Source organism: Solidesulfovibrio fructosivorans JJ], from assembly GCF_000179555.1.
Taxonomy (GTDB): Bacteria; Desulfobacterota; Desulfovibrionia; order Desulfovibrionales; family Desulfovibrionaceae; genus Solidesulfovibrio; species Solidesulfovibrio fructosivorans.
The window spans coordinates 56237-75073 of sequence record NZ_AECZ01000004.1 but is presented as its reverse complement, the minus strand read 5'-3'; the positions used below and the strand labels follow the sequence as shown (position 1 = coordinate 75073).

The 18837-nt window shown below is 40.4% G+C and carries 21 protein-coding genes and 1 pseudogene; 6 read left to right on the top strand and 16 right to left on the bottom strand.

The window, feature by feature from the left end:
• Positions 1-100 precede the first annotated feature (100 nt).
• Genes DESFRDRAFT_RS21950 through DESFRDRAFT_RS04090 form a run of 3 tightly spaced genes read right to left on the bottom strand, consistent with a single transcriptional unit; the run spans position 101 to position 1266 of the window.
• Complete coding sequence (locus DESFRDRAFT_RS21950; protein WP_144004921.1) at positions 101-424, bottom strand: hypothetical protein; 324 nt, start codon at positions 422-424, stop codon at positions 101-103.
• 28 nt (positions 425-452) lie between these two features.
• A complete protein-coding gene (locus DESFRDRAFT_RS04095; protein ID WP_005991425.1) occupies positions 453-962 on the bottom strand; it encodes a hypothetical protein in 510 nt (169 codons plus the stop codon).
• A 1-nt stretch (position 963) separates the two neighbouring features.
• The gene (locus DESFRDRAFT_RS04090) at positions 964-1266 is read right to left on the bottom strand and encodes a hypothetical protein (RefSeq protein WP_005991424.1); all 303 of its coding nucleotides are present in this window, start codon (positions 1264-1266) and stop codon (positions 964-966) included.
• 147 nt (positions 1267-1413) lie between these two features.
• Here DESFRDRAFT_RS04090 and DESFRDRAFT_RS04085 point away from each other — a divergent pair, with 147 nt between their 5' ends.
• Entirely contained in the window at positions 1414-1737 is a 324-nt protein-coding gene (locus DESFRDRAFT_RS04085; protein WP_005991423.1) for a helix-turn-helix domain-containing protein, read from the top strand.
• Between the two features lie 5 nt (positions 1738-1742).
• On the opposite strand, the gene DESFRDRAFT_RS04080 is transcribed toward DESFRDRAFT_RS04085, so the two are convergent.
• Together DESFRDRAFT_RS04080 and DESFRDRAFT_RS04075 are read right to left on the bottom strand one after the other, a co-directional pair.
• On the bottom strand, positions 1743-2135 hold the full coding sequence (locus tag DESFRDRAFT_RS04080) for a DUF6573 family protein (protein WP_005991422.1): 393 nt from the start codon (positions 2133-2135) through the stop codon (positions 1743-1745).
• Positions 2128-2349 (bottom strand): hypothetical protein, encoded by a 222-nt coding sequence (locus tag DESFRDRAFT_RS04075; RefSeq protein ID WP_005991421.1) that lies wholly within the window; start codon positions 2347-2349, stop codon positions 2128-2130. The genes DESFRDRAFT_RS04080 and DESFRDRAFT_RS04075 overlap by 8 nt, the downstream gene beginning before the upstream one ends.
• A gap of 897 nt (positions 2350-3246) precedes the next feature.
• Here DESFRDRAFT_RS04075 and DESFRDRAFT_RS21945 point away from each other — a divergent pair.
• From DESFRDRAFT_RS21945 to DESFRDRAFT_RS04070, 3 genes are all read left to right on the top strand, one after another.
• Positions 3247-3831 (top strand): hypothetical protein, encoded by a 585-nt coding sequence (locus DESFRDRAFT_RS21945; RefSeq protein WP_005991420.1) that lies wholly within the window; start codon positions 3247-3249, stop codon positions 3829-3831.
• 367 nt (positions 3832-4198) lie between these two features.
• A complete protein-coding gene (locus DESFRDRAFT_RS21940; protein ID WP_005991419.1) occupies positions 4199-4852 on the top strand; it encodes a hypothetical protein in 654 nt (217 codons plus the stop codon).
• A 471-nt stretch (positions 4853-5323) separates the two neighbouring features.
• The gene (locus tag DESFRDRAFT_RS04070; RefSeq protein ID WP_005991418.1) at positions 5324-5641 is read left to right on the top strand and encodes a helix-turn-helix domain-containing protein; all 318 of its coding nucleotides are present in this window, start codon (positions 5324-5326) and stop codon (positions 5639-5641) included.
• Between the two features lie 83 nt (positions 5642-5724).
• Here DESFRDRAFT_RS04070 and DESFRDRAFT_RS21935 read toward each other — a convergent pair whose 3' ends face one another.
• On the bottom strand, positions 5725-6342 hold the full coding sequence (locus DESFRDRAFT_RS21935; protein ID WP_144004920.1) for a hypothetical protein: 618 nt from the start codon (positions 6340-6342) through the stop codon (positions 5725-5727).
• Positions 6343-6380: 38 nt separating this feature from the next.
• On the opposite strand from DESFRDRAFT_RS21935, the pseudogene DESFRDRAFT_RS22840 reads away from it, so the two are divergent.
• A pseudogene (locus tag DESFRDRAFT_RS22840) lies at positions 6381-6464 on the top strand (ArsR family transcriptional regulator); the annotation flags it as partial.
• A gap of 233 nt (positions 6465-6697) precedes the next feature.
• On the opposite strand, the gene DESFRDRAFT_RS21925 reads toward DESFRDRAFT_RS22840, so the two are convergent.
• The 8 genes from DESFRDRAFT_RS21925 to DESFRDRAFT_RS04065 all read right to left on the bottom strand — a co-directional run bounded on the left by DESFRDRAFT_RS21925 (position 6698) and on the right by DESFRDRAFT_RS04065 (position 13342).
• On the bottom strand, positions 6698-7240 hold the full coding sequence (locus DESFRDRAFT_RS21925) for a hypothetical protein (protein WP_144004919.1): 543 nt from the start codon (positions 7238-7240) through the stop codon (positions 6698-6700).
• Position 7241: 1 nt separating this feature from the next.
• Positions 7242-7826, bottom strand: coding sequence for a hypothetical protein (locus tag DESFRDRAFT_RS21920; RefSeq protein WP_005991416.1), 585 nt, complete (start codon positions 7824-7826; stop codon positions 7242-7244).
• A 177-nt stretch (positions 7827-8003) separates the two neighbouring features.
• Positions 8004-8765, bottom strand: a complete 762-nt coding sequence (locus tag DESFRDRAFT_RS21915) for a CBASS oligonucleotide cyclase (protein ID WP_005991415.1) — start codon at positions 8763-8765, stop codon at positions 8004-8006.
• 1 nt (position 8766) lies between these two features.
• A complete protein-coding gene (locus tag DESFRDRAFT_RS21910) occupies positions 8767-9357 on the bottom strand; it encodes a hypothetical protein (protein WP_005991413.1) in 591 nt (196 codons plus the stop codon).
• A gap of 87 nt (positions 9358-9444) precedes the next feature.
• On the bottom strand, positions 9445-9738 hold the full coding sequence (locus DESFRDRAFT_RS21905; protein WP_144004918.1) for a hypothetical protein: 294 nt from the start codon (positions 9736-9738) through the stop codon (positions 9445-9447).
• On the bottom strand, positions 9732-10280 hold the full coding sequence (locus tag DESFRDRAFT_RS20615) for a 7-cyano-7-deazaguanine synthase (protein WP_005991412.1): 549 nt from the start codon (positions 10278-10280) through the stop codon (positions 9732-9734). The genes DESFRDRAFT_RS21905 and DESFRDRAFT_RS20615 overlap by 7 nt, the downstream gene beginning before the upstream one ends.
• Positions 10281-11035: 755 nt before the next feature.
• Positions 11036-11731 (bottom strand): polymorphic toxin type 44 domain-containing protein, encoded by a 696-nt coding sequence (locus DESFRDRAFT_RS21080; RefSeq protein ID WP_005991410.1) that lies wholly within the window; start codon positions 11729-11731, stop codon positions 11036-11038.
• 1338 nt (positions 11732-13069) lie between these two features.
• Positions 13070-13342 (bottom strand): hypothetical protein, encoded by a 273-nt coding sequence (locus tag DESFRDRAFT_RS04065; RefSeq protein WP_005991406.1) that lies wholly within the window; start codon positions 13340-13342, stop codon positions 13070-13072.
• 716 nt (positions 13343-14058) lie between these two features.
• On the opposite strand from DESFRDRAFT_RS04065, the gene DESFRDRAFT_RS04060 reads away from it, so the two are divergent.
• Positions 14059-14379, top strand: a complete 321-nt coding sequence (locus DESFRDRAFT_RS04060; RefSeq protein ID WP_005991404.1) for a helix-turn-helix domain-containing protein — start codon at positions 14059-14061, stop codon at positions 14377-14379.
• 217 nt (positions 14380-14596) lie between these two features.
• Here DESFRDRAFT_RS04060 and DESFRDRAFT_RS21070 read toward each other — a convergent pair whose 3' ends face one another.
• Together DESFRDRAFT_RS21070 and DESFRDRAFT_RS20605 are read right to left on the bottom strand one after the other, a co-directional pair.
• A complete protein-coding gene (locus tag DESFRDRAFT_RS21070; RefSeq protein WP_005991402.1) occupies positions 14597-15997 on the bottom strand; it encodes a sensor domain-containing diguanylate cyclase in 1401 nt (466 codons plus the stop codon).
• Between the two features lie 588 nt (positions 15998-16585).
• A complete protein-coding gene (locus tag DESFRDRAFT_RS20605; RefSeq protein ID WP_005991400.1) occupies positions 16586-17182 on the bottom strand; it encodes a tyrosine-type recombinase/integrase in 597 nt (198 codons plus the stop codon).
• Positions 17183-18837 lie beyond the last annotated feature (1655 nt).

The window sequence follows — 18837 nt, the reverse complement described above, 5'->3', positions numbered from 1 at the left end:
ATTCTTCACCACATGTCTCAAAGAGTATCGCGGCGATTCCCGTTGAAATTCGTATAGAATTACTGCGTGACAGACCGAACCCGTCTGACGCAATTTGCCGTTATTCTTCGTCAAAGGGGATTGAACTGAGCACTTCCTTCAGTCCTGGAGTCGTTTTCGGCAATTTCGATGTATCTATGGGGCCACGGGGAAGATCAGCTCCGATGATGTGTGCAAATGCATCACCAAAACCCGCAATATTTGCATCCGCTGACTTTCTGTAAATAGTAAAGCTGTCTGGGATGAACTCGCCATTAATATCATAAGCCGTATTTTCAATTACAATCTCAGCTCCAGAGATCGCTATGGCCTCGCGGATATTTTCGAGTTGCGAGTTATGATAAATGGCAAGGAAAAGTTCGCTACGAGTAGGATTGTTTTTCATAGAGTTAACTTCAGCATTAATTTTGCCGTTAAAACTGATCCTTCTTCGCGCCAGCTTTCTCTTTCAGATACGTCTCGTATTCTCTCTCCGTTATCTTATACGTATACGTAATCTCAGAAGCAGAAGAATCAACGTCAATAAAGAAAACCAATTTTGCACGTTTCCAATTCCAAGTCCCTATATATTGCTCCAAAGAATCTTCTACAGAAGTACATTCTCCATACTTCTGCTTGAACATATTAAAAACTTGGCCAGGATTGCAGGAGGAAAAAGTCATGTTTACTTTGTAAATTCTTCCGTTAAAGCCTTCGTAAGTTAAAGTGTCGAGTTTGCAGTCACCGATAGCCATCTCGTCCCCGGATTTCTTGAAAACGTCGATCTTCTCATTCCTTGAATATTGCTTGGTCATTCCCGGAATGGCAGAGTAGTAGGTGTCCCATTCAATACCCCGAAAATTCAGCGGTTCCGTGCTTCTTTGAGCAAAACAGGGTAATGGCAACACCAGTAGGATAAGCGAACAAACAACGACTCTGTTCATTTTAATTCAGCCTCCGAACCAGAATCTTCCTTCCGACACCGCTGACAAGCAAATAGTAGTGTCGTCTGTCCTTGATGATCGTACACAAGGGACTGTTGAGGTCCTTGTCGTAGCTGAACGCGCTCCCTAGAGTTTCAAAGACTTCCCCGGTCGCCATTTTGACGATCGTTCCAGTCTGTATCCCATCCTTTTCCTTGAACGTATTCAGGCACTGGCTGTACTTGATGTTGTCCTCAGCCAGCCCCGGGGCAGGGGAGAGGAGGGCAAGCGCGACAACGACGGCACCGATCAACCTGGTTTTCATGGCAAACCCCGTGCTTTTACTGGTTAAGGTTGTTTTCGGCTGGAGCTATTAATAACTTTAGTTGCTATAATATGCAATTAAACCAGCCGATCATTTGTTATGTAACCAGAATCATTGCCATATCCTCTACACTAGCGGAGGAATGGCATGGACAGCGTACAAGACCTTTTCGGGAAGAAAATCAAATCGATACGTCGCGCCCGGGACATTACCCAGGAAAAACTGGCTGACCTGTCCGGGCTGTCCCTCCAGTATATCGGAGAGATTGAACGTGGCCGGCGCAATCCATCCCTGACCAGCATCGAGCAGCTGTCCAAGGCCCTGGACATTCCTATGGCGGAACTGTTCAGTCTGGAGGAGTTTCGGTTGGCACCGGAGGAGCTCAAAGCGATCCTGATCCGGCAGATTGATTCAGCGGATGAAGATCGGTTACGAACCTTTTTCAGCATGGCCCAGAACCTGTTCCAGTAACGGGATCAGTCATCCTCCGGCAGCATGATCGTCAGAACTGGTTCAGCGGTGTCACCGGGACCGATGTGGGCAATGACTTGGACGGTTTCAGATCGTCCTGGTGCCATCAGAAACGAGATTTTGAAGTACGCACGGTCCGTCCCTTTGCTCGTCCGGGCAGCGATCATCGCCAGGGTCAGGAGATCATGAAGCCGGCCAGTCACGCTTTGACCTTGAGATTTTAATTCTTCAGGAACAAAAGCGACATAGCCGTGGAAGAGATGGTCGGTAATGGCGACAGGGACTTTGAAACCGTGGGCTTTGGCCTCGTCAGTGACGTCGATGAGAACGCCGTCAGCGATGGCTTGTGCCCTGGTGTAGCTGTAGATGAGGTTTCCAAAAGCGTTGCTGTTACTCATCTGAGCTACCTCCGCTTTGCATGTCTAAAATAGCATCGAGACGTTGACGGAAGTTTTTACACAGTGTGACGCCAACTTCCGAGTACGAGCGCGTTAACTCCCCATAAAGCTCGACGGAAGTGGAATCCATAATCTGGAAGAGCTGCTCAATAGGACGGAATGCGATAATTATCTCGTCCTTCAACGTGATTTTATCGGGCTTGTTTTGGTCCATACGGTATCCTTTTGCTGTTTAGAACCAAGGATACCCTGGAGCGGGGAAGGTGGTCACGGGGACTTGTGGGGTTTTGGAAACAGCCCTAAGGAAAAAAGACGTTGGGCGGAGGCTGGGATTTCCTGGGGTTTTGTCCCATGGGGGAGGTCCAGGAAGGGATAAATCTGAAGGGTTGCTTTGAATGCAAGTAAAATAATACCATTTGAATAACAGAGGGCGAGATGAAATTCTTAAATATGGATTACCTGATGTATTCTGGTATCGCTTTAGGTCTTATACTCTTTTCAGTGTCTGGCTATATGGGAGGGGCGGCGACTCGAAAATTAAAAGAACTATTCCCAATAGCATCAAGAGGCGGAGTGAAATCTGGATTCTTCCTCGGTGTTTCAGTGTATGATGTCTCTGTACCACGTTCTCTTCAGAGGCAATTTTTTATATCACGAGCATTTTCGTTTTTAGCTGTATTGATAGGGTTGTATGAAGCCGTGTATTGGGGTTGGAGGGATTGGATATGGATATTTCTCCTATCTTGCATCGTTGGATGTTATGTTACAATTAAAGACTGTTGGTTGTTTTTTAGGCAAAGTAAAAAGGATTTTAGTCACTGAGTACGCTTACAGAATACGTGTGATGATATCTAACGCCGAAGAAAAAAGGACGTTGGGAGTATACGGGGACTCCCTGGGATTTTAGTCCAAGGGGAGTCCAATGGGGGAGTTCTAGGAAAACGTCCCAGGAGGAGCCCGGTAGAGGGCAGGGGAGGGGTGTCCGGGAAGTGGCTGGCCCCGGGGGGGGGGCTGGAATCAGTTCTTAAAAAATGCGTATTTGGAGTGGTTGAAAGAAAGATTTTGTTAAGTCATACTAACTAGTGTCATTTAATTGCAGGCAAGGCTGTTGATGAATAATAATATTTTGTATGTATTATGCCTTATGGCCTTTCACTTTATAATTATAGTGGCTCTGTTTTTGTATTCTATTTATCTAAATGAAAGTGATGATGAAATGAAAAAAATGATTGTTCGTGCGAAGTTGGTTAACACTCTCGAAGATAAGCGAATGTTTTTTGTTTTAGAAAAAAGCACATTCGCATTTTGCTTTATATTTATTTTCCCTATTTTTTCGTTATTTTTCTTCTGCATGTTGTTGTCTCATGATTATAAATTCTTGAAGGAATTACTGGGGTGGTTTGCTTTTCTCTGTATGACAGTGGGATCGCTAATTTCGTTTTCTGATTATTTTCTTTCTATGATAGTTATTGATGGTCGGTGTGTGTATATTAGATGCCTAAAAACATTGTTTAGACCAGTCGTTGTTCAATTTGATGGTGCCCAAAGGTATGAATCAGTAAATACAGGGCCGTATTCATGGTATTCAACAAGATATATGGTCAGCGTCAGGTCTAACTCGAAATCGTTTGTTTTTATGAATGTTAAAAATAAAAAACAATTGCGTGATGTCCTTGAAAGCTTTGGTGCTGCGTGAATTTTTCGAAAAAAACCCATTGGAAAAAGGACGTTGGGAGTATACTGCGATTTTCTGGGGTTTTGGCCCAAGGGGAGTCCAATGGGGGAGTTCTGGGAAAAAGTCCCAGGAAGGGCCCGTAGAGAAGGTTGGAGAGGGGGGCCGGGGGAACAGGCCGAGGGGAAAAGATCGGCTCCGGGTGGCTCCATCAGCGAGCACAGAATGGCCCCGGTGATGAGTAACATCTCGCCTTGAACCGTAGTTAAGCAGGAAGGTCAGTAAGTCTCTCTGGGGAAATTCCATAAGTGTTTTGGTAAAGTGGATTGCGGTTGTTACTGCCGGGGTGAATATGTTAAGTAAGCATTTTTTATAAGCGCTGGACAGTATGATGAGAAATTCAACATTCCTTACAGAAACGAGGAAAGGTGCTGAAGAGCAATTTTGGACCCCATGCTTTGTGAAATTCTTGTCAGAAAAAGTAGAAATTCCAATCTCGGTGTTTCTTGGAGAGAAAAAAAGTCCACCATGGTTCTCGTCCCGTAAGGTTTCTCCTTTTATAACGTATGATGAAATTTTTGTTCCAAAGAAACAGAAAGGTATTTCTGGCAAAGATCTTGTTCGATATATAAACAATAAATTTAAAACTTCAATAGGCGAAGATGCTTTTATCGAAGAAGAGGGGGATGTCTCCGGGATTATATTTGATCTTGTCTTGGCTAGTAAAACGGGAATTTATATCCTTGAAAATAAGCCTTACGATAGAATAACGTTTAGCTGGAATCAAAGGGGTGGAAATTGCTATGAAAAGTATGTAAAAAGAATCAATGACTTTGGAGTTGACTGTCAGCTACTGTATATTTTGTCGATTGGCATAGATAACAGCTCTTGCAGTGAAATCTCAACGATTCAACAAGGCCTAGGGGATAAGTTTGGGATTATTCTACTTGAACATCTCTTTGAATTAATGGACAAACATAAATTTGAATACCAAGGAATATCAAATTGGAAAGACTTTTCCTTAGCATCGCCCGATTATCAATAAGGACATCTCTGAAATTAACCGTAAAGAATCCATTGATACTATGATGCAGTGGAATTTTGCCGAGAGGGTCGACCCAAAGACCTGGTGGGAAATTTCAGGAAGGCCCCTGTCTGTCTGATCGAAGGAGGGGAGGTCTGTCCTGGAAGATGGGTGAGTCCAGGCCTGGGACCGAGGGCTTGGATAAGTTCAGAATAAAATTCAAGTCATTTTAGCATGTTGCCGGTGCAGGTTCCTGCATAATTTCGTTTTCAGCGACAGAACCGTCATCAACGATGCTTTTGAAGAGCATTTGATGAGCGTCGACAACTCTGTTCGACAAATACCTGAATCGAAAACTACCACTGTTTTTTCGCTCAAGCTCCAAAAATGAACTCATTTTAACGAAACAAGCTTCACGCCAAGTTGACAGCAACGAAATTTAAGTTATCTTCCACACGAAAATCCGAAGAAGAAACTTAAGGAGACCTACCCATGCCTATCGCATCGAAATTTGACGCGATGAAACTTCGCACCATGATCACCGAAGGGAAAACCGCTCAGCAAATTATGGATGCCTTCGATATTCCCAAAACCACCCTGAAAAACCATCTCACGAAGCTGATGACGCTGGATGAGAAATTCTACAAGATCGAAGGGATGGATGCTCGCGTGGCCTCTGGAAGCGTGAAGTTCTCGAAGAATGGTCTCCGTCTGTCCCCGACGCTTCTGGCCAACTACGGGTTCAGCCAGGGCGACGAGTTCAATGTGTCCTGTTTGGAAGCAGGGAAAATTGTGCTGGAGAAGAAGTAGCAGAATTTCGGATAGTTCTGTGAAAAGGCCCACGTCGAGCTGAAAAATTGGTTGGCGTGGGTCTTTAGTTATTCTGCATGTATCTAGCGACGATTTAATCTATTGTAAAAAGCTAAAGAGTATTTTTTTACTTTTGAGGCTGTATTTAGTGCTATTTTGAGTAGGCTAGACGACATTTTTCCCATGAAAAATTTTAGTCTTTGGATGTGTTCTTCGGATGCTTGTATGGCAATTATATTGTTTTTTAACCACACCAAAAAAGTTGTAGCAATTGTTAAAAGTGCTGTAAACGCGATAAATGATATTGAATGAAAAATTGTTGCTAAGTAATCTGTGATTGTTTGGGGCCAAGTCTTAATTATTACGATGCCTGAGTAAATGAGAAGGCCTAAAATTATTTGATTTGCTGATATAAGGAGTTCGGAAGAAGTTGAAAGAAGCTCTCGAGTAAATTCATTTAAATGCTTGCGAACAATTAGTGATATGAGTAGTGGTAATGCAAAAAACAAAAATAAGATCAGTGCAAGAAGTGTCTCATTGTTCCATCTGAATATCCTTTCAATAACAAAATCAATATAATTATTTTGATAAACTAAATAAAATGGCAGCGCTTTTATTAACGCATTAATAAGGTTACCTGTAAAACAACGCAAAAGGGTCTTGCTAGATTTTAGCATATATCCTGAGGAGTTAAGAGCCATTCTAGGAATAATTCGTAGTTATTTATTGCCGTGCATTCCTGGCCAACTACGGCTTCAAGCAGGGCGATGAGTTCAAGGTATCGTGCCTGGAAGAGGGGAAGATTGTCTTGGAAAAGAAGTAGCTAGCTGGATTGTTGGGGAATAGTTGCGCATTATGGCCCACGTCGTCCTGTGAGAAGAGGGTGACGTGGGTCTTTATTTGGTATGTGAATTATTAAGTGAAGTATGTGTAGCTAGCTTTATAAAAACGTAGCTTATATTTTTAGTGAAAGAATAAATCATTGCAATCTGTATTGCTATTATCCGCTAGGTAGCGCCATAAAATCAGATCAACCAAATTGATGTCATGCCCCGTTTATTTTGAAAGTAATTTGCAGAGTGAATTTGTATCTTTAAAGCTGAAATATTTTCTTAGCCGTTCTAAATGACGGTCTGGTTTTGATGTATTAAAACCGATATTTTTGGCCAGATGTAACGCTGTTATTGGGCCAATATAAGGAAGTTTTTGCAGTGTGTTAATTGGGTTGCGGGTAATTTGAGATTTATAATTAGAGAATCCAGTGTGTAATATAAATTTTGCAACATCAGTAATAGCCACAATTTTTTTGGAGTGATTAAAGATTGACAGGGCTGTATTAATACATAAATCAGATTGTTCAACTATGGATTCTGATGATTCCCAGTCAAAAAAACATAATGATATATAATTAAAAATTTTCTTTACGCATCTCTCGCGGAAGCCGCTGCATAGAATTACCCAGGAAGACTCCCGAAGTAGGTCGACTTCAGTGAAGGTGGAAAAGTCAAGTGACGATTGCCATTCTATCTCATTGAGGTAGTTATTCTCGATACAATAAGAATATGCATTTTCGTAGAAATTTAATAAAGCTTTGTTCATGCTACTGTCCAGGATCCACGCGAAAATTGTCTTCGATGAACATCTTAAACTTAAAAATTGCAATGCTCGAGTTCGGGTGCATATCAAGGTGCTTGCTTATAGCGATTTTTATTAGGTGCCGTTTTTTCATTTTCAAAAAAATGCGTTCAGGTATTGGCGGTGATTTTTTGGAAGCATCCACTGCTTTTTGGCAAAAGTAGTTAAATTTTTCTTCATCTATTTCGCTTGGTACGGTTAAAAGTAATGTTCGTGCGTCATTCTTTAATTCTGCGAAAATATCAACGGCCGCTTTGTGTAAGTTATATTTTTCTTTCCAGTTGATGATAAACTGAAGCAATGAAAAGAAAAAACTTAAAATAGATAATAGACCAACCCAAATAATAGGTTCAATATGCCACGGTGTTAATATAATATTTATTTTTGGCTCAACGAAAACCAATGCAATAATCCAAGTGGATATTGAGACGACCACTAGGTCAAGGAGAGTACTTTTAAAATAATATTTATCCCGCAAAAAAGCATGGGCTGAACAAGTCATGTCCGCGACTCGTTTGACTCTTTCTATTTCATCCTTTCGGTAGGACATATTAGTCAATCCCCAAAATTACTTCCCACATATTAATTGAAGCAGCTGCGTTTGCGTTAAGAATTCTCTTGTGTAGTCTTCCAAGTAAATGGCTCGCTTCAATTCGGGCAGAGCTATTTTCTTGTCCAAGATAGTCATCAACATGAATGGATTGACCTGTTTTGTCGCGAATTGGTTTTAAAATAGCGTCTCGCGCCTTTTCAAAAAAATATTTACCATTTCTTGGCAAGTTTTTGCACCATTATAGTTTTTAAAAATGTTGATAGAAAGACTTTCAATGTGGTATCCAGAAAGCTGTCTCGCTTCAGGTAGTGTTCCAATGATTGATTTGACTATTTTTATGGTTGGAATAAGCTTAGACGCACACTCGTAATTTCTTTTGGTTAAAAGTTCTTGAAATTTTGAAGGGTTAATTGATGACCATTTGTTGCCATCTTCTGAAGATATTCTTAATCCATGCTCTGACTTAATTGTCGGAAGAAGTTGGATAGACATGCCGTCAAAAAAATCTACAGTGATTGCCAGCTTTCCGTGGTCTATTTTTGCGGCTTGAGTATAAGTGCTTTTTAATGTGCGTGTTAACAAGTCTAAAATGGCTGATGGAGTTTTTTCAGTTAATGCCGAGTCGTTAATGACAAGCATTGAGTCGATATCGCTCAATCCGTCAACGTAAGTGTGTTTGGCAACAGAACCTCCAAATAAAGTGTTGACAGATATATCGAGTCTATCCTTAATGGTGTCAAGTAGAGACTCTAAACGTTCCGAAACGAGCTCAATATCTCGTGAGTTGAATTTTGCTAGTTGGTTATTGATAAACTGCCCTAGCTCTGAGTTAAATGAAGCCGCAGCAGCTTTTGCTTCTTCTTCGCGGATACGTTGACTTATTTGCTCAGGTGTTCTACGAGGGCTAAATGGGGTATATGCTCCGCCGCCACCCATATCAATCTCCTATCGCCTCAATGACGTTTGCATATGAATTCCGAATGAGATCTGTATGATATGAGAAATGACCAAAATCTCCATCTTTTAAGTACCTACGCATTTGCAGTTTTAAGTCTGACAGATAATAATAGTTATGGTACCAGCAATTGGCGTCAATATTATGCGATTTGACATTTACACCGATGTTGACAGCTGAGTAGTTGTGTTTATACATAGTATATCCATCGCAAAATGCATACCGTAGCCAAGTTAAACCATCAAAAATATCAGCGCCAGAAACGAAGTACAGTGGGGTCGTAATCGTGTCAAGACTCCCAAAGACATGAATAGGCGTTTCTTTACCAATTGCTGATAAAGAAGTTCTTATTTTGGCAATATTTGTCATTCTGGATAAGATTGATGTCCCGATCTCTTTTTCTGTAACGCCTATTATATCGAACGAAGAAAGATCAGATATGTTGTCAGTTATTGATTTTATTTTTAAAGTTTGTTGGTCTGGTGTTTCGGGTTTAATTAATAACTCTTTTAGATGATTGTCAAATTTGAAAATACTTGTTTTTGCCCTTTCTATCTGGTCTGTTATAGGCATGCGCTCTTTAGGATGGTCATAACTTATTAGCACCGAAGGGGGCGAGCTTTTCCAAGAAGAGATAACCTCGTTGTAAAAATCTAATTTCTAGTCATTAGGTTTATGAACCTTATCACTTTCGTCCGATAAGTCATAATCAGAAGAGACCTCATATCCTCCACTATCCAAAAAAATCAAAGAAGGAAACGAAAATGGAGGTGTAATTATTTTATAGTAAATATCGTAGGCGCTTACAAGTATCTCGTCACATATAACCTCTTTGGTCGTATCAATTATGCCAGATATATAGGGGAATCCTTTGCTTGAAAAAGAAGGAATAAGAAGAGGAGTATCAACAATATTGCCATCATTTAAATAAAGATGTCGCCGCTTAGCTAGCATCCCAAGGCCTTCCTGTCTCTACACGATGCACATCTTCCACACGGATAATCTGATCCTAACTCGCAACTATATGTAAGTTCTATGGGAATTTTTGTTGACAAAAAATATTGATAAATATCATTTTTTGTCCATTTAAGAAAAGGTGCCTGAATATTGACGCATCCATTTGTGTATTCATTTACTAGTTTGTTAATTCTGTCAAAAAAAATAGCAGAACAGTCATAATACGTTGTTCCAGCATGAATGCCAAGACTGATTGATCCATTTGTTATTCGTGAAAAAAAGATTGCTGAAAAAATGAAAAAAGCATTCCTTCCGATCAATTCTCCCGTAGAAAATGTTTGGGTAGTCTCGAGGTTGTATTTAGTCAGATGGATTCCAAGATGGTCTGCAATATTTTTAGAAGCTATTTCTTCTTTAGCTGAAGCAGCTTGGCCGTAACTAAAGAAAATAGCTTCTACTAGAAAGTCTGCCTGTTGATAAAAGTGAGCACAAGCTGAAGAATCGATTCCTCCGCTCAACAAGACATAAACTTTTTTCATATTTTTTCTGTATTAAATTTTATACAAAAATGTATATCATGAGATCAACGGTAACAGTTTGTCGATTTTTAAGCAAGATCGCTTTTAGTCGTTTTTCATTGATGCGGACGGGCTGTATTAAATAATATAATCATATCAGCATGTTGATTTGCTAGCTGGTTTATGGAAATCGTATCATCACTGACATACAGGCTACCCCGCACTCAGGAAAGAATGATACTCTAATCATTGAAGATTGAATTTAGCATACTTAAATAACACACTATTTACTTTCTCTTATCCTCCCCAACGTCCGATTTTCTTCTACCCAGAGTAAAAACCCCTTGACCTCCCCGTACCAAATCCGTACTTACCCCGAGCCAACGACGCGCCAACGAAGCCAACGGTTTTGGCCCCCAACTTTTTCTTGGGAACGAAAGATTTGGGGTTGACTTCGGGACGAGTTTGGGGCATTTAGCCTGTTCCCTGATTCTGTTTATAGGACCGTAGCTTAGAGGGAGATCGCTTGCTTGACACAGTAGAAGCGTGATTTAACCCCCTAAAATCCTTCTAAAAGCCCCTGTGAAAAAGTGATCTCGTTGGCGAGTAGCCAACGGGATTTTTTGTTTTTTATAGGTCAGTTCTCGATCTCGTTGGCGCATCTGTGGTCCGTCTGTGGCGGTGGTTGTCAACGGCAGCGATAGCCTAGAATGAAAAAACGGGACGTCACGTATGATGAGGCGGCCCGTTTTTAATGGTATATGCAGTCAAATATGTCAGTTAAGCAATTTTTGCAATTGATCCGCTATGTATGAGGATAATGGGAACGCAGCTTCTCTAGCTTGTTGGGCTGCTATGAGGACATCTTCTTTTGTTGTTAGTTTCCAGCCATATTTGTTTAAATAAATATCGTCATAATAACGAAATCCTAGTTTTATCATTTCCTGATCTCTTTTTTCATCTCCATAGGGAGGACCATTAAATGCTTTTTTAAAATCAATTAATGCCTGCAAGTATTTTTCATCATAGAAATCGGCACTGGCCTTGTGTTGAAAAATTTGTACAATGCCAGCTGCTTGAAGTGCCCACTTCTCTTGAAAGCCAAAAGCTTTTGCGGTTGCGCCAAAGTTAAAATTGCCAAAATCTTCATATTCGCGACTTCTGCGCTTATAGTCCCATGCTCCTTTCGGTTTGACCATATCTATAAACCAAAAAGGGTTGAAACTCTCTCTCGCCTTAGTTATATTCTCGTCAATGTTTGCGTCTGCTGGATGTGCAGGAATTTTAAGTGGCGGAAGGTTTGGATCGATAAATCCATCTCTCTCGTCCTTATTGCCAATAGTGCCATAGCGTATCTTCATTATTTTGTTTTGAATGGCATAGAATGTACTTATCTCAAGTAATGATTCTGAAAGGGAGTCCATCTCTTGGGTTTCGGTGTCTTCAGTGCTTACATAATTATCTCTTGGCATGGCCGTCTCCTTTTTTTATTGTTTGACAATGTTTTCCTGTTTTTATAAGTACATGAGTTGTTCGTTGTGTCAACCGATTTTATCAAGCATCTATAAATTCTGTATAGCTTTTTGAAATTCTTGAAAAATATTACCCCCCTCTCCGTAGTCAATGAAGGCGATCGATCTTACTCCCCGTTCCATGCGCGATGTTGCACTAAAGCGTTGCAGGCAGGCACTTGTCTGGACACTTTGCATTGAGTGCCTCTCATGGCCACTTCGCTATTATAAATTTATAATATATTCTCACTTGCCGCCAATATTCTACGAATGGGGACCTCTGCTTTTTTTTATTGCTGTCATTGCTACAGAAGTGTATGCTCTGTATCTGCCCATACGGTATTTTAAAATGATACAAATTCGCTCACTATATCCATTGGCTATTATTGTTATTTCACATTTTATTATCAGTCATACGAGCCCAAGTAATATTAATATTATGTCATATTACTCTTTATTTAGAAAAGAGCGTGAATATATTGCGACATCTTATTGTGACGGAAAACTGGCACTCGCACATGGTGAGTGTGACCGATGCGTACAATTGCCTGAAAAATGGAAATATCTTTCTCTCATGAGTGACCATGTTGAGATTGAATGCGATACAATGAGACCTCAAGCCCTATTTTATACACAATGGGGGTTTTTTAGCTATTGGGAAGCGCTTTTGTACCGATTTGATGGCAGCTACCCTGATGACCCTCTTATTCTCAAGTCATATAAGATAACAAGACTTAATGACCATTGGTTTTACATTATACACTGACGATGTGGTCGAAAAATAATGTACAGCTGCAAGAAAAGAATGCATTTTTTAAGAAATGGTCTTTCTATCTCCATTGACGTGGGCTGTGCTGCTCAAAAACGAAGGAAACAGCATTTTTGGTCCTTCCCCGTGGTCAAAATCGCAGACTCCTGCCATCGGGACTGGTGAAATTGACTGAAAATCCGCTTTTTCTATGAAATTCCCAATGATTTCGCTCCAAAATAGCTGACATGGACGTGAAAAGCATAGGACCCTGTGAGTTTTGACCTCCGAAAAATCGTGTAAAAAGCACTTTTCCGGTCTGTGCAGCTTCCTGCATTTTTTATCTCACCGTGATCATTTGATTTTTATAGAAACGGCAGCGCCAGAGTTCTTCCCGACGTATCCCCAAAGTGATGGCTTCCGCCTCAACAGGCCAGCAGCGTCACTGGCTCTGCTCCCGGGCGCTGGTGGCAACCACGCACACACCAGTTAAAAACAGTGAACCACCGGGTAGGGCGGTCCACCTTTAATCTATAAATTATACCAAGATGTTACACGAGATTGTCAAATAAAGCGATCTTTACAAGCATATCCAACCCGATGATCTTGACAATCCATGCTTCACCTACAGTCCAATCTCGTTCCATGGCGAGCTTTCTTTGCTTTTTGATCATGTCAATGTTTTCTTTGAATTGTTCTGGACTGTATAAGACACGATAATGCTCATAGATTTCTTTGTTGCATTTTTCACATAGAAAGTCGCAGCGACATTTATAGCTTGGATAAAATAGATGCGCTTTATCCCATAGGCATTGCTTCTTCATGGTTTTATCCTTGTTTCGCATTTGGCAAATGAAAGGCGAGATATTTTGGCTAGAGACTCCTCGCCTTTCCTGAGATTTTGCCCAATGGGAGTACCAGTGGGGGGCTTTAGAAAAACGTCCCAGGAGGGGCCCGGTAGAGGGCAGGGGAGGGGTGCCCGGGGGAAAAGTCCAAGCCCAAATATCCCCAGGGGAGGGGCTTCGACTGTTTTCTTAAAGAAACTACTTAAATTTTAGCTAGTTCTAAAATGCAGGTTCCTTCACTTTTTGATTTTCAGCAGATTGTGCAGTGAAATCGGTCTGGTTAGAGCACCATCAGCGACATAGCGGCCAGCTAAGTCTTTCCTTGGAATCTCGGTAAAAGAGCGTGATTTTGCTGGAATCTGCGAGAAAGTGGGGTGTCGGGCCGCAGGACTCTGCGAATTTTCAGCCCCGATCAGTGCCAATGCCCCTGAAACAGCCCGATCCCTGGTCCTGGAGGAGGGTAGGGCAGGTGAAGTGACGTATCTAACCGTAATAGCATAACTATCACAAATACGCGGTTTCCCGCGTTTTTGCTAAGACCATATTTCCCCAATTTTTTCTCTTCGAAGGAATTACATCTTTTGCCGTTAAAAATGATTAATCAGCTTTCACACAACTTCTGTTGACATCCTTTGTTTTTGAGATAGGGTTTGTCTTGAACAAATCGACATCAAAACCGAAAGGAGTTTTTACCCATGCCTATCGCATCGAAATTCGACGCTATGAAACTTCGCACCATGATCACCGAAGGTAAAACCGCTCAGCAAATCATGGATGCCTTCGATATCCCCAAGACCACCCTGAAAAATCATCTCACGAAGCTGATGACGCTGGATGAGAAGTTCTACAAGATCGAAGGGATGGATGCTCGTGTGGCATCTGGAAGCGTGAAGTTCTCGAAGAATGGTCTCCGCCTGTCCTTGACTCTCCTGGCCAACTACGGCTTCAAGCAGGGCGACGAGTTCAAGGTCTCCTGTCTGGAAGAGGGGAAAATTGTTTTGGAGAAGAAAAAATAACTAGCTGGATTGATTGGGAATAGTTGCGCGTTATGCCCCACGTCGTCCTGTGAAGAGGGGTGACGTGGGTTTTTCTATTGTGGATATGATGGCAGGGTTAATGCCTATGCTTCATTGCTGCTATATACTAAAGAAATTTTTTTGCGTAACATAGTGTAATTTTGTAAGTTCGTCCAAGTATCCAGCTTTAATTTATAGGAAATAATGCTAATTGCTTTCATGCTTTCACGTTTCCAGCGACGACCTTATTTCTTCCTGAGTTTTTTGCTTCATATAATGATTTGTCGGCAAAACGCATAACATCGGAAAGATTTTGACCATTTTTTCGTTCAACTATTCCAATGGATACCGTGAATGAAATGTTGCCATTAGGTCCATCGACCTCTAATTGAGCTAAAATTTGTCTTAGTCGTTCAGCGACTTGTGTTGCTGCTTCTAAAGTTGTCTCTGGTAAAATCGCAGCGAATTCTTCACCTCCAACCCTTCCAAATACATCTGACTTGCGAAATAATTTTCGACATGCTGCAGAAAGAACTCTGAGGACATCATCACCAATGGCATGTCCATAGGTATCATTAATGTTCTTAAAATGATCAATGTCAAGCATAAGAAAAGACACAGGTTTGTCATGACGTTCTGAACGAATAATTTCCTCTTCTGCTCTCTCCAGGAAGCGATGGAGGTTGTTTGCGCCAGTAAGGGCGTCAGTTGTGGCTAAATGGTTTAATTGTAATTCTAATTGTTTTCGTGTTGTGATGTCGTCAAGAATTATCAACATTCCAGAAAATTTACCTGACACATCTAGCATGCGGGCAAAAAACACATCGAAATATTGATTTACACCGTTTGAATCGGTTCTTATCTCTAATCTGTTTGAAAGATCATCTCCTTTAGAAAACAAACTCGCATCTTCTTTTAGCCACGGCAAATAACTTTCAAAGGGCTTGCGAAGCCCCTTAGCTTTTCTATCTATAGTACTGTGTCCCTCGGAATAATACATTTCCCCTGAATCTCCGCCTAGGCCTAGGAAATGGGCGGCTGAAAGGTTCATACTGTCCAGCAAACCATCTTCATCCACGAGAAATACAGGGCGAGGAGTGCTCTCAAACACGGTGAGATATTTATTTTTTTCATTAGATAAGCGACGATTTGCCTTCTCTAGTCTAGAAATATGTTCGGAGTTATCTGTCGTTATCCACTCAGTGCATAAAGCAATCTCAAAGCGATCGAAGCTCCTTAAGATAAAGTGGGTCCATGGCTGTTTAAACTCTTGAGGACCTTTTTCGATGATCAAATCAATGTAAGTATCACGATAATACTTAAGAAGTCCAAGAAACATACTCATGCTGATGCCGCGCTCATGATGTCGCTTGGCTTCAAGTCTTCCAAATTCAGTAACTGGATCTGAAATATAGTTTTCATCAGGGGTAAATTGAGGTTCCTTTACTCCAAACCGAATAGACATACATAGAGAATTTGTTAAACCAAGTATAGACATATGCCAGGCTTCAAGTAGTGTTGAAGTATATTTTGTAAAATTATGAAGTTTAGCGTATGAAAGAATGCGCTCCATAAGCCACTTCTCATTATCTTGCAATAGCTGTTGGAGTAGGTCCATGATATATTTCCAAAATGGAATGAAAATGCTAGTTCTCTGCAAGCAATTTGCTTAAATCGTTCTTAAAACAGATATAGAATGCGATGATTGTTGAGTTGTATTCTAGTTAGTAACGTAAAACACTGTTTGTTTGCAATACTTCGTTATTTATTTCAAGCATAACTCCAAAAAAAATATATAATATGCTGAAATAACTAACTATTCATATTCTCCCACCTTCCCCAACGTCCGATTTTCTTCTACCCAGAGTAAAAACCCCTTGACCTCCCCAGGTCAAATCCGTACTTACCCCGAGCCAACGACGCGCCAACGAAGCCAACGGTTTTGGCCCCCAACTTTTTCTTGGGAACGAAAGATTTGGGGTTGACTTCGGGACGAGTTTGGGGCATTTAGCCTGTTCCCTGATTCTGTTTATAGGACCGTAGCTCAGGGGGAGAGCGCTTGCTTGACACAAATAAGCTTTGCTATACAAGTAGTTAAGTTTATTTGCCCCTCCCTGCCTTCCCGTATACATCTGTACCTTTTCGTACCCGGTCGTACCTTTCTGTATACTCCCCGCCTTCTTTTTCCCTTCCCAGGTTAAGATCCTTATATTTCGTTCTTGAGGATGTTAGCCACTTCAGTATCGCTAATACCCAAGTACCGCATCGTTACAGCAGGCGAAGAATGATTGAATCGCTTGCATAAGACTTCAAATCCTACGCCAAATTTCGTCCTTTGGATGTATCCAAAGGTCTTTCTTAACGTATGCGCTCCGTAATTTCCAGGCAGATTGATCGTCTTACACCACTTCTTGATCAATCTATTGACAGCTTGGATTGTTAGTGGTGTATTTCCTTTTCTTGATTTAAAAAGAAAGTCGTCTGCATGAAGTGATTCATAATCAAGGTAAGATTGAAATATTTTGTATGCTGATTTGTTAAGTGTGATGTAGTTGGTTTTTCCTGTTTTCGATTCTTTGATGTGGATAAGCTCATTTGGTTTGGTTTGGCTCAAGTCTGATACCTTGAGTTTGAGCAAGTCTCCTGTCCTCAATCCGTTATTGATGCCTAAAACAAAGAGAAAAAGATTTCGTTTCTCGTTAGACAATAGCTTTTTTATGCTTTCGATTGATTCAATTGATTTAATTGGATCGACTGTAGCTTTTGAGCCTCGAAATAATCCGTTGCGTCCTTGTCGATTCATGGCAACATCGAATGTCAAGTTTGTTTGTCTTAGGCTATCAAAGTTGACATTCAAAATAAACTTAAAGTAGCATAATCTTCTAAGGTAATAATAATGTTAGCTGTTTTGTTTGAATGTCAAGTTTTTGCTAAAAGTTGACATTATTCAGATTGAATTGAATCTATAGATAAGGTTCGTTCTGCTGCTTATGGTGAAGAAATCTTTTCTGGCTGATGGGCGATCCCTGTGGTGGTAGTGATCGAGCAGGATGAACATTACAAAAAATTTATTTTTGTTTACGCTGCCTGGGTGTCGTAGTAAACTTGGCCCGAATAGGGCGCGCTTGTCCAGATGGAAGGTCGCTATGGGTAGCATGGCAAACGAAGGAAGGCGCTGGCTGCATTTGGCCAGGAAAGGGAAGGTTCCCATCACCTGATCCGTGGAAAGCTCCCCAGGCGGCATTTTAGGGCCGTTTCCAGGCTGCCAGCTGGTTCAGGCCGAAAACGAGGCTTTCTGGCCGTTTTTCGGGCAGTTTGGCCTGAAAGGGTAGGGGAGCTGGTTTTCGTCGCCATACGGCCAAGTGAGCGCAGGGCAGAATTTTTCGGTAGTCCTGGGAGAGAGGGGGGCACAAGGTAAAGTGCCTTGCGGCAGAAGGGTTTTCGCCAAGCTCCCCGCGCAACTCCCGGCCTGATCCTGCCGAAAATTTTCGGGCGCGCGCGAAAACGGGACTTTTGCCCCCATAAATACGGATAACCTTAAGAGCAACTACCCCTTCTTCTTTCATTTCTTCTTCAACTTCATCTCTTCTTACAACATCTCTCTACAATCATCTCAAAAATAATTAAAAACTTCTTATCCTCTACATTCAAAAAACTATAAAAACAATTATGGACTTAAAAAGCCAACAATCAAAACAACAATAAAAGAAAAAATCAAAAATACAATCGAACAAATAATGCAGATTAAAAAACTGGACTTTTGATCCTATAAATACACATAACACGAAAACAACAACTTCATATTACTTCATCTTTTTTAAATTTATCCTAACATTTATCAAACTTTTATCCAACTCTTATCAACTTTCTATCTAATTCAATCTATATTCAATAGATTAAACATTTTATCTCATATTAGCAAAAAAACTTTTATCTACTTATTAAAATCAATATTCACCAAATTCAGCCCATCTTCAGTTCAATTCAATCTACAATTAATAAAGCAAAAAATCATATAAATATTAATAAAAAACAATATACTGATTATAAAATATTCGAACTAAAAATCTGCAAAAATATTTCTATCTACAACAATATTTTTCGTCTTACTAAACTGAATTTTCATTATATCACATAGCTAAAACAAAAAAACAATAGTCCTTAAAAACACTATTCATTATTTCAAAATTTCTTATTCATACCTCCATCTTTTAAGATTTAACAAAAATTAGCCAACATTATTAAGTATCAATTTAAATAAATTCTCTCACTTCAAATTCGTATTATTTCTAAGCTACATAACAAATCATTTTTTCTACTAATAAATTAAACCATCTGCCTACAACAATCTCAAATTAAAAATTACACCATAAAAACGGTACTTTTGTTCCTATAAATACAAATAACAGAGGTTAAAAACAAAAAATCTTAAAATTTTTCTATTCTAATGATAATTTC